Origin of the sequence: Pseudomonas gorinensis (assembly GCF_042015035.1) — a bacterium.
GTDB classification, from domain to species: domain Bacteria; phylum Pseudomonadota; class Gammaproteobacteria; order Pseudomonadales; family Pseudomonadaceae; genus Aquipseudomonas; species Aquipseudomonas gorinensis.
Genome location: NZ_CP167125.1, coordinates 5,856,482 through 5,869,359, shown reverse-complemented (window position 1 = coordinate 5,869,359; position 12,878 = coordinate 5,856,482). Strand labels below are relative to the sequence as shown.

Here is a 12,878-nt window from a genome sequence, read left to right as displayed (position 1 = left end):
GGTGGATCTCCTTCTGTTCAGGTTATCCCCTGGGCCGACGCCTTATGAGCGGCGGCCAAGGTTTGAAAGTTAGTAGTCGATAGGGTCGCGGATGATCGGGCAGGTCATGCAGTGGCCGCCGCCCCGGCCCCGGCCGAGTTCACCGGCGCTGATGGTGATGACTTCCACGCCGGCCTTGCGCAGCAGGGTGTTGGTGTAGGTATTGCGGTCGTAGCCAATGACCACGCCCGGCTCCACGGCGACCACGTTGTTGCCGTCGTCCCACTGCTCGCGTTCGGCAGCGAAGCTGTTGCCGCCGGTTTCGACGACCCGCAGGGCCTTGAGGTTGAGCGCTGCGGCCACGGTTTCGAGGAAGTTGGTTTTCTCCCGTTGAATATCGATGCCGTGTGGCTTGCTCTCGTCAGGGCGTAGGGTGAAGGGCACGATCTGGCTGACCACTTCGGGGAAGATGGTGACCAGGTCGCGGTCGCAGAAACTGAACACGGTGTCCAAGTGCATTGCCGCGCGGGATTTTGGCAGGCCGGCAACGATCACCCGTTCCACGGCTTTGTTCTTGAACAGGTTGCGCGCCAACTGGCCGATGGCCTGGTGGGACGAGCGCTCGCCCATCCCGATCAACACCACGCCATTGCCAATCGGCATGACGTCGCCACCTTCCAGCGTGGCGGCACCGTGTTCCTGGTCGGGGTCGCCATACCAGATTTGGAAGTCGGCGTTGGTGAACTCGGGGTGGAATTTGTAGATGGCGCTGGCCAGCAGGGTTTCCTGACGTCGCGCCGGCCAGTACATCGGGTTGAGCGTCACGCCGCCGTAGATCCAGCAAGTGGTGTCGCGGGTGAACTGGGTGTTGGGCAGCGGCGGCAGAATGAAGCTGGCGTGGCCGAGGAAGTCGCGGAACATCTCGATGGTTTTGCCACCGAAGCTGCTCGGCAGGTCATCGGCCGACACGCCACCAATCAGGAACTCGGCGATCTTGCGTGGCTCCAGGCTACGCAGCCAGGAACCGACTTCATCGACCAGGCCCAGACCGACGGTGTTGGAGGTGATCTTGCGCTCCAGGATCCAGTCCAGGGCTTCGGGGTTGGCAACGATGTCGGTCAGCAGGTTGTGCATTTCCAGCACATCAATGTCCCGCTCGCGCATCTTGGTGACGAAATCGAAATGGTCGCGCTTGGCCTGGGCCACCCACAACACGTCATCGAACAGCAATTCATCACAGTTGTTGGGGGTCAGCCGCTGGTGGGCCAAACCTGGGGAGCACACCATGACTTTACGCAGTTTGCCGGCTTCGGAATGTACGCCGTACTTCACTTTTTCCGTGGTCATTACAGATCCTCCAGTGAGCAACAATTACATAGTCAGGAAGCCGGCGTAGAGCCCATAGGCGGCCACCAGGGCGCCAATGACCACTGCGACGAAAATCAGCTTCTCGACGTTGGTGAAAATCGGTTTGCCCAGTTCATGCTTGGCCTTGGCGAACAGGATCGCGCCAGGGGCATAGAGCAGGGCGGAGAGCAGCAGGTATTTGGTGCCGCCGGCATACAGCAGCCAGACCGCATAGATCAGCGCGATCGCGCCGATGACCAGGTCTTTCCTGCGTTCGCCCGCGGCGTTTTCGTAAGTCTCGCCACGTACCGCCAGCAGCAGCGCATAGGCAGCGGACCACAGGTAAGGCACCAGGATCATCGAGGTGGCGAGGTAGATCAGCGACAGGTAGGTGCTGGCGGAAAACAGCGTGATCACCAGGAATAACTGGACCAGCGCGTTGGTCAGCCACAGGGCGTTGGCCGGCACATGGTTGGCGTTTTCGCGGCGCAAAAACTCCGGCATGGTGTGGTCCTTGGCGGCGGCGAACATGATCTCCGCACACAGCAGCACCCACGACAGCAACGCACCGAGCAGCGAGATAACCAGGCCGACACTGATCAACACGGCGCCCCAGTGGCCCACGACATGCTCCAGCACGGCAGCCATCGATGGGTTCTGCAACTTGGCCAGTTCCGGTTGGGTCATGATCCCGAGGGACAGCACGTTCACCAGCATCAGGAACAGCAGCACGGTGATAAAGCCGATCACGGTGGCCTTGCCCACATCCGAACGTTTTTCGGCACGCGCCGAGAAGATGCTCGCGCCTTCGATGCCGATGAACACCCACACGGTGACCAGCATCATGTTGCGCACCTGGTTCATCACGCTGCCCAGGTCCGGGTTTTTCAGGCCCCAGATGTCAGCGGTGAAGATGTCCAGCTTGAACGCGAACACGGCGATCAACACGAACAGCACCAGCGGCACGATCTTGGCGACGGTGGTCACCAGGTTGACGAACGCCGCCTCCTTGATCCCGCGCAGTACCAGGAAATGCACGGCCCAGAGCAGGACCGAGGCGCCGATCACCGCGGCCGGGGTGTTGCCCTCGCCAAAGATCGGGAAGAAGTAACCGAGGGTGCTGAACAGCAGCACGAAATAGCCGACGTTACCCAGCCAGGCGCTGATCCAGTACCCCCAGGCGGACGAGAACCCCATGTAGTCGCCAAACCCGGCCTTGGCGTAGGCATATACGCCGCCGTCGAGGTCGGGTTTGCGGTTGGCCAACGTCTGAAACACGAAGGCGAGGGTCAACATACCCACGGCCGTGATGACCCAACCAATCAGGACAGCGCCAACATCGGCACTGGCCGCCATGTTTTGCGGCAGGGAGAAGATCCCGCCGCCAATCATTGAACCCACGACAAGTGCAACCAGTGCACCGAGTCGAAGTTTTCCGGCAGATTCAGACATTGCATAACTCCAATGCAGGAGAAGAGAGACCACAGAATAATTCCGTGCGCTATTCAAACAGCTGACTCAGATCACATCATTGGCACATTCCATTGTGAATTAATGACTTAGGCTGAAAAGCCGCGGGCAGCACTTTTCTTCGCAAAGGCGCTTTCCAGAGCGATCTGTGCGGTGTGGTCAATCTTTTAGTGCAATGCGTGGACGTTTGAAGCTAGTCCTTTTTTCTGAATGTGCAAACTTTTCCAAAAGGCGACGATAAGTAGCTTGGAGGCGACAAAGTATTCGTCGTATTTAAATTCTAAATAAGCCTAAACTAAGAAAACTGTCATGCCCTTGAGTTATGAGCGTGGCAGTTTTATCGCGGTCTTTAATAAACGCTACACTCGCTGAGTTAATTAGTTGAGTGCACGGTTGTCAGCTCAAACGTTATTGATTCAGGAGTCTGCATGTCTCAACCGGTCCAAAAACTTCGGCTGGGTGCCCTGATTGCCCTGGTGGTGGGGTCGATGGTGGGGGGCGGGATCTTCTCCCTGCCACAGAACATGGCCGCCCGCGCCGAAGTGGGCGCGATATTGATCGGCTGGGGCATCACCGCCGTGGGCATGTTGACCCTGGCGTTCGTGTTCCAGACCCTGGCCAATCGCAAACCGGGATTGGATTCCGGGGTGTATGCCTATGCCAAGGCCGGTTTCGGCGACTACATGGGGTTCTCGTCCGCCTGGGGGTACTGGATCAGTGCGTGGATGGGCAACGTCGGCTACTTCGTGTTGCTGTTCAGCACCCTCGGTTACTTTTTTCCGGTGTTCGGAGAGGGCAATACGCCGGTGGCCATCGGCTGCGCGTCGGTGTTGCTATGGGCCGTGCATTTCCTGGTACTGCGTGGGATCAAGGAGGCGGCGTTCATCAACCAGATCACCACCGTGGCGAAGATCGTGCCGCTGCTGCTGTTTATCGTGATCGCTGCCGTGGCATTCAAGGCGGATATTTTCACCCGTGATATCTGGGGCCTGGGCAATCCGCAATTCGGCAGCGTGGTGGACCAGGTGCGCAACATGATGCTGGTGACGGTGTTCGTGTTTATCGGTATCGAAGGCGCCAGCGTGTATTCGGCGCGGGCGGAGAAACGCTCGGACGTGGGCCGCGCGACCGTGATCGGGTTTCTTGGCGTGCTGGCGCTGCTGGTGCTGGTGAACCTGCTGTCCCTGGGCATCATGAGCCAGCCGGAACTGGCGCAATTGCAGAACCCATCCCTGGCCGGCGTGCTGGAGCATATTGTCGGCCCCTGGGGCGCATTGCTGATCAGCATCGGCCTGGCGGTATCGCTGGTGGGCGCGTTGCTGTCGTGGGCGTTGCTCTGTGCGGAAATCCTCTACGCCACTGCCCATGACAAGACCATGCCGGCCTTCCTGAAAAAGGAAAACGCCAACCAGGTGCCGGTCAATGCGCTGTGGCTGACCAATGTGATGATCCAGCTGTTCTTGGTGATTACGCTGTTTTCCCACAGCACCTACACCACCCTGATTTACCTGGCCTCGTCGATGATCCTGGTGCCGTACCTGTGGTCGGCGGCCTACGCGGTGCTACTGAGCGGGCGCGGCGAAACCTATGAAGGCGCCCCGCACCATCGCATCAAGGACCTGCTGATTGGCTTGATCGCTTTGGGCTATGCCGTGTGGCTGCTCTACGCCGGGGGCTTGAAATACCTGCTGCTCTCGGCGTTGCTGTATGCCCCTGGGGTGATTCTGTTCGCGCTGGCCAAGCGCGAGCAGGGCCAGCCCTTGTTCAGCCATGTGGAAAAAGGCATTTTCGGCTGCGTGATCGCCGGTGCGGGGTTGGCGGCGTACGGGCTGTATAGCGGGGTGTTGTCGTTGTGAGGCTGGCGTATCAGCCGCCCGATGACAGGGCGGCCATGGTGGGTTTTCTATCGGCGCGGCATTTGCGGACATTGCTGGGTCGGGGATTGATAGTGGCTGTGCTGGCCTCATCGGGGGCAAGCCCCCTCCCACAGGATGACTGAGTATTTCCTTCGAAATGCGCTCGAGCGTGGGAGGGGGCTTGCCCCCGATGGCGATCTTCAAGTCACCACTGAGGCCGGTGTGAGCCCAGTTCCCCAGCCGGCAAATCCCACTGCACCGGCGTGCCGCTAATGCTCAGTGGCGCCAGCAAACGGTGGGCCTGACCCCAGGCTGTTTGTTCCACCACCTGACCCTGATCGTCCGGTTCTTCGGCTCGCAACGCCGGCTGCTCTGGCACCTGTCCCGCATCGACCAGCAACTTCGCTGTCCGCGCCAACGATAACCGCGCCGAACCGCCATGGCCCGTGCTCAAGCGCTCGCGCAACGCCTGGATCGCACTGGCCGCCATCAAATACCCGGTGGCATGGTCCAGCGCCTGCAACGGCAGCGGCACTGGTTTATCCGCCTGTTTCCAGGCCATGCCCGCCTCGGCAATGCCGCTGCTCATCTGGACCAGGCTGTCGAAACCGCGACGATTGCGCCATGGGCCGCTCCAGCCGTAGGCGTTGAGGCTCACATCGATCAGGCCGGGCGCGATGGTTTGCAGCTCAACAGCGGTGTAACCCAGTTGCTCCAAGGCATCGGCACGGTAGCCGTGGATCAGGATGTCGGCTTGTTTGAGCAGGTTTTCGAACACCTGCCGGCCTTCGAGGCTTTTCAGGTCGAGGCGTGTACAGCGTTTACCCAGGGTCATTTCCGGCACCACGCCGGGTTCGTTCCATGTGGGTGAGTCGATGCGCAGCACATCGGCGCCCAGGCCCGCGAGAAAACGACTGGCCACGGGGCCCGCGAGGACGCGGGTCAGGTCCAGCACCTTGATCCCGCCCAGCGGGCGCGCTACCGAGCCGAGCCAGGGGTTGGCATGGGGGCTTGCGAAGGTCTGGCGCTGCACCAACTGCTCGGCATTCACCGCCATCCCCTGCGGATGGGTTTGCCAGGCTTGACGGGTGCGCATCTGCGCCGCACAACCGCCAGCCTCGACAATCGCCTGTTCCAGTTCGGCGGCGTTCCACGCGGCGACCTTGCTCGCCATTTCGGTGCGGTCAGCGACCTTGCCCAGTATGCGTTCGGCGGCGGCACGGTGATGGGGCGCGTTGGTGTGCAAGCGAATCCAGCCATCGGCGCTGGCATAGTCGCCGGCCACCGGGTCCCACAGTGGCGGCACTTGCCAGCCCACTGGGCGAATCGAGGAAGAGAACCAGAAGGAGGCCAGGCGTCGGTCCACGCTCACACTGGGCAGGCGCCCGGTCTGTTGCTGGATCAGTTGGGCGACCGCTTGGCCGGCGGCACCGATGCTGGCGCTGGCCAGGTCGGTCACGGCGAAGGTCGAGGGCAGGGCGCCGGCCTCGGTCAGGGGCAGCGGGGTTTGCGGCAGATCGAGTGCGGCTTGGATGGGAGTCAGCAGGTCAGTCATCAAAGGCCCTCCGTAAGAGAAGGGCCACTATAGAAGATCCTCACATCGGTGTGACAACTCCCGGTTCCAGCGGCAGGTCAATGCTGGCGATAAAACCACCGTCGGGGTGATTGGCCAGGATCAGGCTGCCGCCGTGGCGTTCAGCGGCGCGACGGGCAATGGCCAGGCCCAGGCCGTGGCCCTGCGCAGTCTGGCCGGGCGCGCGGTAGAACGGTTCGCCCAACTGGCTCAGGTGCTCGGCGTCGACGCCAGGGCCATGGTCACGCACGCTGATCAGAATGCGTTCGCCCTGGTGTTGGGCCTGCAACTCGATGGGCAGTCCCTGTGGGTTGAAGCGCTGGGCATTACGCAGCAGGTTATCCACCGCGCGTTCGATCATGGTCGGCCAGCCTTTGAGATGCAGGTCGGCGTCGGCCGTCAGTTGCACCACCTGGTCCGGTGCGCTGAGCTGGGCGTCTTTTTGCAGGGTCTTGAGCAGCGGGATAAGGTCGACCTCCTCGGCGCTGGCGTTGTCGGCATCGACCCGGGCCAGCACCAGAATCTCACTGATCAGCGCTTCCAGGCGGTCGCATTCACGCGTCAGGCGCGGCCAGAGCTTTTCCCGTTCCTCAGGGCTGGCACGTTCAGCCAGCGCGAGGGCGATCCGCAAGCGGGCCAGGGGCGAGCGCAGTTCGTGAGACACGTCGCGCAGCAATTGGCGCTGGCTGCCGATCAAGCTTTGCAGGCGTGCGCCCATGCGGTTGAAGTCGGTGGCGAGCACGCCGAATTCATCGCGGCGGTTGGCCAGTTGCGCCAGGCTGTTTTGCTGGTAGGTGGCCTGGCCGAGGTCATGCACCGCACCGCGCAGGCGGCTTAAGGGGCGGGTAATGGACAGTGTCACCAACAGGCTGAAGAGCGTGAGCACCACCAGCGCGATCGCCAGTGCGCTCAACGGCCACAACAGGCTGTTACGGTGCCAGGCATCCAACTCCGGGTGGGGGATGCGGTAGATCAGCAGGTAGGTGTCACCGGTTTTTTCGCTGGTGTACTCGGCGGTCAGGCGCCGCCAGGGCAGGTGGCCGTCCTTGCTGTCGTTCTGCCGGGCCTCGAAGGCGGCGGCGCGTCGCGGGAAGGTGCCGCGCACCACGGGCTCGCCGCTTTCGTTGAGCACTTGCACGTCGATGTGGTACTGGCGCTTGCGCTGTTGCAGCAGGTCTTGGGCGGCGTCCTCGCCCTGGGTTTCGTAGAGTTGGGTCCACTCTTCGGCCAGGTTATTGAGGCCGGGATGGCGGCTGAGAATCCAGGCGTCCTGGTTGAGCATATGCCCAAGCAGGATCGACAGCCCGGCAACCAAGGCGATGGCCAGCCAGAAACTGGCCAGGATGCGCCAGAACAATGAACGCACAGGAAACCCTCAAACAGGAAAAGCCCAGTGGCGTGAGCCACTGGGCTGGGGGAGTGACGCTAACGCATTATTGCGCTTTTTGCGGCTGTTGCGCCTTCCAGGCCTGGAATTCCTTCCACTCGGCACGGCGCTGTTCTTGCTTCTTGACGATTTCGTCGAATTTTTTCTGCTGGTCGGGCTTGAGCACGGCACGGATGTCGGCCTGGGTTTTCTGTCTGCCGGCTGCGATTTCATCCTGCATGGCTTTCTGGTCAGCGGCCGGGAGTTTGTCCAGGTACTTTTTGACCAGGTCTTTGCGAGCGTGCCATTGGTCACCCATCAGCCTGCCGATCTGCTCGCGCTGTTCCTTGCTCAAATCCAGCTGGCTGAATGGGCCACCCTTGCCACGCGGGCCGTGTTCACCGCCGTGGCCCGGGCCACCCATCATGTGGCCTTCAGGGCCGCCCATCGGGCCTGGACCTTCGGGCATCGCGGCCATGGCAACGGTCGGCAGGGCGGCGGCGAACATCAGAGCGATTAGGGTCTTGCGCATGGTGATTCTCCTGTCTCTATTCCGGTGAGTCCGGATGTGAGTAGATTACGGAGATCAAGGTCAGCGGCGGTCAGGTGTGGGTAAAGCTTGGGTAAAGAGGGTTTTGTCGCGAACTGACAAAACCCTGTAGGAGCGAGCCTGCTCGCGAAAAACGCAAGATAAGCGCGGGCATTCAGGCCGCCCGTATTATCGTTGACGTTTTTCGCGAGCAAGCTCGCTCCTACAGGGGCGGGGGGGTTAGAGGCTGTAGTAGTAACCGCGACTGCGCAGCGCCACGATCCGTGGCCGTCCGTCCGGGTGCGGGCCGATCTTTTTGCGCAGGTTGCTTACGTGCATGTCCAGGCTGCGATCGTAAAGGGTCAGCTTGCGGCCGAGGGCGATCTGCGCCAGTTCCTGCTTATCCAGCGGTTCGCCGGGCTGGCGCAGCAAGGCTTCCAGCAGGCGGCTTTCGGAGACGGTGAGGGTGAATTCCTGTTCATCAATGCTGACCACGCCGCGCACCGGGCTGAAGCACAGGTCGCCCAGTTCAAGCTGGGTCGACACGGCCGCCGGGTGGCTGCGGCGCAATACCGCGCGCAGGCGGGCAGTCAATTCGCGGGGGTCACAGGGCTTGGCCAGGTAATCGTCGGCACCCAGTTCCAGGCCGAGGATACGGTCCAGCGGTTCGCCCCGGGCCGAGAGCATCAACACCGGCAGCTCCGGGTGGTCGTTGCGCAATTGCTTGAGCAGCTCCAGGCCGCTGCCGTCGGGCAGCATCACATCGAGCACCACCGCCGCTGGGGCGCTGTCGGCCAATGCTTTACGGGCGCTCAAGCCGTCGTGGCAGGCGCGTACCTGGAAGCCTTCCTGGCCCAACCAACTGGTCAGCAGCTCACAGAGCTCCTGGTCATCATCTATCAGTAGCAGCTCGCTCATGACTCACTCAATTTAGCCATTGTCGACGACGACGGTGTCCACCGCTGGCGAAGATCCCGCACAGCAAGGCGATCAGCGCGACGGCCCCACCGGTGACGAACCATTGCTGTTGCTCGGTCAGCCATCGGGTCAAGCCGCCACCCTCTGTTTCTTTGAGTTGCTGGACCAGGCGTTGGTTCTCTTGGCGCAAGCGACTCAGTTGAGCGCTTTCGCGGGCCGCATCGGCCGTTTGCAGTTGCTTGCTCAGTTCTTCGCGCAGTCGTTCGCTTTCTTTCAAACGTTGCTGCAATTCGGTGATCTGGCTGCCGGCACTCAAGGACAGGGGCGTAGAACTGCCGGTGTTCGAGGTTTCTTCAGCGTGGGCCGTAGCCCCGATCATTAACACTGCCAACAGACACAACTGACGTAAGCGCATCGGAACTCCTGATTCCACACGAATATTCAGAACGTTGTCGGCAGGTTACCGAGAATAATGAGCAAATAGGAGTGCGCCGAACCGATTAGGTTCGGCGCGACCCGAATCAAGGCAGGACTTGCTTGAACGGTTTGACCACGACGTCGGCGTAGACGCCGGCAGCGACATAGGGGTCGGCCTTGGCCCAGGCCTGGGCGTCGGCCAGGGAAGCGAACTCGGCGACGATCAGGCTGCCGGTGAAACCGGCGTCGCCCGGGTCGTTGCTGTCAACGGCCGGGTGCGGGCCGGCCAGCACGATGCGGCCTTCGGCTTGCAGCACTTTCAGGCGCTCGACATGGGCCGGGCGCACGGACAGGCGTTTTTCCAGCGAGTTGGCAACATCGGTAGCAATGATGGCGTAGAGCATGTCAATCCTCGGTTTTCGGCGTGGTGGGCTCGGTGTCATGCAGGTGACGCGACAGGTAGATGCCCTGACCGACCAGGAACAGCACGGTCATGCCCAGGCTGCCGAACACTTTGAAGTCGACCCAGTAGTCCTGGAAGGTAAAGGCCACGAACAGGTTGGCGGCGCCGCAGAACAGGAAAAACACGATCCAGGCCACGTTCAAGCGGGTCCAGACCGGCTCCGGCAGGGTCAATGCATGGCCCATGATCCGCTTGATCAGCAGGCGATCCCCGATGAAGTGGCTGCCGATGAATGCGAGGGCAAACAGCCAGTTCACCACCGGGGCTTTCCATTTAAGGAAGGTTTCGCTGTGGAAGGCCAGGGTCAGGCTACCGAAGACCAGGCACGCCACCAGGGTCAGCCATTGGCTTTTTTCCAGCTTGCGCTGGGAGATGAAGATGGCGCCGTAGACCACGATGGAGCTGATGATCAGCACCGCGGTGGCGCTGTAGATGCCTCCGACGGTCAGCTCATGGCCGGCGAGATCGATGACCCTGGGGTCGAGTTTGTAAACGATGAAAAACAGCAACAGCGGGATGAAGTCGATGAATTGTTTCACAGTAAGAGCCAGAAGCTGGATGTGGCGGCATAATAACAAACATCCTTGGTAGCGAAAGCGCCAGCTGACTTGAGGTTACACTCCCCCGTGAATGTTGATTTGCACTGCCACAGCACGGCCTCCGACGGCGCCCTGGCGCCCGCGGTACTGGTTGCGCGTGCGTTTGAAAAAGGCGTGCGAGTCCTATCGTTGACCGACCACGACACCCTCGAAGGCCTCGATGAAGCCCGCGAGGCGGCGCATGCCCTGGGCATGCAACTGGTCAACGGCGTGGAATTGTCCTGCACCTGGGGGGGCGCCACCATTCATGTGCTGGGCTATGGCTTCGATCAAAAAGCCCCTGCGCTGGTCGAGGCCATCGCCCAATTGCACGATGGCCGTTGGCTGCGGTCCGAAGAAATAAGTCGCAAGCTCGGCCTTAAAGGCATGGCCAACGCCCTCGACGGCGCCCGGGCCATCCAGCAGGAACTGGGTGACAGCGGCAACGCGCCGGCCCGTCCGCATTTTGCCGACTGGATGGTGCGTGAAGGGTTTGTCAGGGATCGCGCCGAAGCTTTTCGCAAATGGCTGGGCGCCGGCAAGTTGGGCGACGTCAAGCAACACTGGCCAACCCTGGAAGACACCGTCGAGACCCTGCGGGCCTCCGGGGCCTGGGTCAGCCTGGCACATCCCTGGCATTACGATTTCACCCGCAGCAAGCGCCGCAAGCTGATTGGCGACTATATTGGTGCGGGCGGCCACGCGATTGAAGTGGTCAACGGGCATCAACCCGCCGAACAGGTTGGCAGCCTGGCGATTCTTGCCCGCGAATTTGGTCTGCTGGTCAGTGCCGGCAGTGACTTTCATGGCCCAGGCGGCTGGTCCGAGATTGGCGAGTATCGCCCCGTCCCGGAAGACTTGCCGCTCTTGTGGGGGCGATTCAAGCATGACCCCATTACTGCCACCGTCTGAACAGGTAGAACACGTGAGTCAATTCTTCCAGATTCATCCGGAAAATCCCCAGGCGCGCCTGATCAAGCAGGCTGTGGAGATCATCCGCGCCGGCGGCGTGGTGATCTATCCAACGGATTCGTCCTACGCCATTGGTTGCCAGATTGGCGACAAGAACGCGGTCGAGCGTGTCAGGCGCCTGCGGGGCCTGGACAAGAACCACAACTTCGCACTGATTTGCAGCGACCTGTCCCAATTGGGCCTGTTCGCCAAGGTCGACACCGGCACCTTCCGCCTGCTCAAGGCCCACACGCCGGGGCCCTACACCTTTATCCTCAACGCCACCCGCGAAGTGCCGCGCCTGCTGCTGCACCCCAAGAAGCGCACCATCGGCCTGCGCGTGCCGGAACATCCCATTGCCCTGGCCCTGCTGGCCGAGCTGGGTGAGCCGTTGATGAGCGTGTCGTTGATCCTGCCCGGCGAAGCCGAGCCGCTATACGACCCCTACGAAATGCGCCGCCTGTTGGAAAAACACGTCGACCTGATCATTGACGGTGGTTATGGCGGCAACAAAGCCTCCACCGTGATCAACCTGGCCGACGGCGAGCCGGAAGTGGTGCGTGTCGGCTGCGGTGACCCGACTCCGTTTATGGTCGAGGCCTGAATGTCGGCCGTGGAAACCGTCGACAGCCAGGCCGGCGCCCAACAGGAACTGCCGTTCGCCATGGTGTACGGCCAGGCGGTCATGGAAATGCCGCTGGACCTGTACATCCCGCCGGACGCCCTGGAAGTCTTCCTTGACGCCTTCGAAGGCCCGCTGGACTTGCTGCTGTACCTGATCCGCAAGCAGAACATCAACATCCTCGACATTCCGGTGGCGGAAATCACCCGCCAGTACATGGGCTATGTCGAGCTGATGCAGTCGGTGCGCCTGGAGTTGGCCGCCGAGTACCTGGTGATGGCTGCCATGCTCGCCGAGATCAAGTCGCGCATGCTGCTGCCGCGCTCGGAAACCGTCGAGGCTGAAGAGGACGACCCGCGTGCCGAACTGATCCGCCGCTTGCAGGAGTACGAACGCTTCAAGGCCGCCGCCGAAGGCATCGACGGCCTCAGCCGCGTGGGCCGCGATGTGCTGGTGCCCAAGCTGGACGCCCCGGAGGCCCGAGCGCGCAAATTGCTGCCGGACGTGAGCCTGGAAGAGTTACTGATGTCCATGGCCGAGGTGCTGCGCCGTGGCGATATGTTTGAACACCACCAGGTCAGCCGCGAGGCCCTGTCGACCCGCGAGCGGATGAGCGACGTGCTCGAACGCCTCAAGGGCGGTGGCTTCGTGCCGTTTGTCGAGCTGTTCACAGCCGAAGAAGGGCGCCTGGGGGTGGTGGTGACCTTTATGGCGATCCTCGAACTGGTCAAGGAGTCCTTGGTCGAGTTGGTCCAGAATGAGCCTTTTGCGGCTATCCACGTGCGGGCGCGAGCCGAATAAAGAGCTGA

13 protein-coding genes are annotated in these 12,878 nt (G+C 61.6%); 4 read left to right on the top strand and 9 right to left on the bottom strand.

Annotated features, from left to right (window positions below; all coding sequences use genetic code 11):
- Positions 1-69 precede the first annotated feature (69 nt).
- Together arcA and arcD (AB7933_RS26755) are read right to left on the bottom strand one after the other, a co-directional pair.
- Positions 70-1,326: an arginine deiminase gene (arcA, locus tag AB7933_RS26760; protein ID WP_024077126.1), complete on the bottom strand. Its 1,257-nt coding sequence runs from the start codon at positions 1,324-1,326 to the stop codon at positions 70-72.
- Positions 1,327-1,350: 24 nt separating this feature from the next.
- Positions 1,351-2,778 (bottom strand): arginine-ornithine antiporter, encoded by a 1,428-nt coding sequence (gene arcD / locus AB7933_RS26755; protein WP_024077125.1) that lies wholly within the window; start codon positions 2,776-2,778, stop codon positions 1,351-1,353.
- A 446-nt stretch (positions 2,779-3,224) separates the two neighbouring features.
- On the opposite strand from arcD (AB7933_RS26755), the gene arcD (AB7933_RS26750) reads away from it, so the two are divergent.
- On the top strand, positions 3,225-4,652 hold the full coding sequence (arcD, locus tag AB7933_RS26750) for an arginine-ornithine antiporter (protein ID WP_024077124.1): 1,428 nt from the start codon (positions 3,225-3,227) through the stop codon (positions 4,650-4,652).
- Positions 4,653-4,857: 205 nt separating this feature from the next.
- Here the strand turns inward: arcD (AB7933_RS26750) and AB7933_RS26745 are convergent, their stop codons facing one another.
- The 7 genes from AB7933_RS26745 to AB7933_RS26715 all read right to left on the bottom strand — a co-directional run bounded on the left by AB7933_RS26745 (position 4,858) and on the right by AB7933_RS26715 (position 10,457).
- Positions 4,858-6,207 (bottom strand): CoA transferase, encoded by a 1,350-nt coding sequence (locus AB7933_RS26745; RefSeq protein ID WP_024077123.1) that lies wholly within the window; start codon positions 6,205-6,207, stop codon positions 4,858-4,860.
- A gap of 40 nt (positions 6,208-6,247) precedes the next feature.
- Positions 6,248-7,591, bottom strand: a complete 1,344-nt coding sequence (locus AB7933_RS26740; protein ID WP_024077122.1) for a sensor histidine kinase — start codon at positions 7,589-7,591, stop codon at positions 6,248-6,250.
- A gap of 67 nt (positions 7,592-7,658) precedes the next feature.
- Entirely contained in the window at positions 7,659-8,123 is a 465-nt protein-coding gene (locus AB7933_RS26735) for an LTXXQ domain-containing protein (RefSeq protein ID WP_024077121.1), read from the bottom strand.
- A 237-nt stretch (positions 8,124-8,360) separates the two neighbouring features.
- The gene (locus AB7933_RS26730) at positions 8,361-9,038 is read right to left on the bottom strand and encodes a response regulator transcription factor (protein ID WP_024077120.1); all 678 of its coding nucleotides are present in this window, start codon (positions 9,036-9,038) and stop codon (positions 8,361-8,363) included.
- A gap of 7 nt (positions 9,039-9,045) precedes the next feature.
- Positions 9,046-9,453 carry a translation initiation factor 2 gene (locus tag AB7933_RS26725; RefSeq protein WP_024077119.1) on the bottom strand — a complete coding sequence of 136 codons (408 nt, stop codon included), beginning with the start codon at positions 9,451-9,453 and terminating at the stop codon, positions 9,046-9,048.
- A 106-nt stretch (positions 9,454-9,559) separates the two neighbouring features.
- Positions 9,560-9,859, bottom strand: a complete 300-nt coding sequence (locus AB7933_RS26720) for a YciI family protein (RefSeq protein WP_024077118.1) — start codon at positions 9,857-9,859, stop codon at positions 9,560-9,562.
- 1 nt (position 9,860) lies between these two features.
- A complete protein-coding gene (locus AB7933_RS26715) occupies positions 9,861-10,457 on the bottom strand; it encodes a septation protein A (RefSeq protein ID WP_024077117.1) in 597 nt (198 codons plus the stop codon).
- A gap of 87 nt (positions 10,458-10,544) precedes the next feature.
- On the opposite strand from AB7933_RS26715, the gene AB7933_RS26710 reads away from it, so the two are divergent.
- From AB7933_RS26710 to AB7933_RS26700, 3 genes are all read left to right on the top strand, one after another.
- Complete coding sequence (locus AB7933_RS26710; protein WP_024077116.1) at positions 10,545-11,408, top strand: PHP domain-containing protein; 864 nt, start codon at positions 10,545-10,547, stop codon at positions 11,406-11,408.
- Between the two features lie 13 nt (positions 11,409-11,421).
- A complete protein-coding gene (locus AB7933_RS26705; protein ID WP_024077115.1) occupies positions 11,422-12,051 on the top strand; it encodes an L-threonylcarbamoyladenylate synthase in 630 nt (209 codons plus the stop codon).
- A gap of 120 nt (positions 12,052-12,171) precedes the next feature.
- The gene (locus AB7933_RS26700) at positions 12,172-12,870 is read left to right on the top strand and encodes a segregation and condensation protein A (protein WP_172831386.1); all 699 of its coding nucleotides are present in this window, start codon (positions 12,172-12,174) and stop codon (positions 12,868-12,870) included.
- The last annotated feature ends 8 nt before the right edge of the window (positions 12,871-12,878 follow it).

Bases quoted from the DNA above. Each gene is read 5' to 3' on its own strand.
- arcA (WP_024077126.1), bottom strand. From the start codon at position 1,326: ATGACCACGGAAAAAGTGAAGTACGGCGTACATTCCGAAGCCGGCAAA.
- arcD (WP_024077125.1), bottom strand. From the start codon at position 2,778: ATGTCTGAATCTGCCGGAAAACTTCGACTCGGTGCACTGGTTGCACTT.
- arcD (WP_024077124.1), top strand. From the start codon at position 3,225: ATGTCTCAACCGGTCCAAAAACTTCGGCTGGGTGCCCTGATTGCCCTG.
- AB7933_RS26745 (WP_024077123.1), bottom strand. From the start codon at position 6,207: ATGACTGACCTGCTGACTCCCATCCAAGCCGCACTCGATCTGCCGCAA.
- AB7933_RS26735 (WP_024077121.1), bottom strand. From the start codon at position 8,123: ATGCGCAAGACCCTAATCGCTCTGATGTTCGCCGCCGCCCTGCCGACC.
- AB7933_RS26730 (WP_024077120.1), bottom strand. From the start codon at position 9,038: ATGAGCGAGCTGCTACTGATAGATGATGACCAGGAGCTCTGTGAGCTG.
- AB7933_RS26725 (WP_024077119.1), bottom strand. From the start codon at position 9,453: ATGCGCTTACGTCAGTTGTGTCTGTTGGCAGTGTTAATGATCGGGGCT.
- AB7933_RS26720 (WP_024077118.1), bottom strand. From the start codon at position 9,859: ATGCTCTACGCCATCATTGCTACCGATGTTGCCAACTCGCTGGAAAAA.